1 protein-coding gene is annotated in these 269 nt (G+C 65.4%); it reads left to right on the forward strand.

What is annotated here, in order from left to right:
* A partial coding sequence (locus AF337_RS29720; RefSeq protein ID WP_280138875.1) for an NAD(P)-dependent oxidoreductase occupies nucleotides 1-269 on the forward strand: 269 nt, incomplete at both ends.

Genomic DNA, 269 nt, shown 5'->3' on the forward strand with positions numbered 1-269 from the left:
GCATGCTTGGAAGCGCGGTGCTCGAGCGTCTGCAGCCCTTCGGTTTTCCGCTTTCGGGCTGGAGCCGCAGCCCGCGCGAGATCGACGGCATCCGATGCGTCAGCGGCCGCAACGGCCTCGATACTCTGCTTGCAACCACCGACATTCTCATCTGCCTGCTGCCGCTGACGGATCAGACGCGCGGCTTTCTGAATGGCGAGCTCTTCGCCAGATTGCCGGCCGGCGCTGCGCTCGTCCATGTCGGTCGCGGCGCTCAGCTCGATCATCAG

The sequence above is a fragment of the Rhizobium ecuadorense genome, assembly GCF_001187535.1.
In the GTDB taxonomy this organism is placed as follows: Bacteria; Pseudomonadota; Alphaproteobacteria; order Rhizobiales; family Rhizobiaceae; genus Rhizobium; species Rhizobium ecuadorense.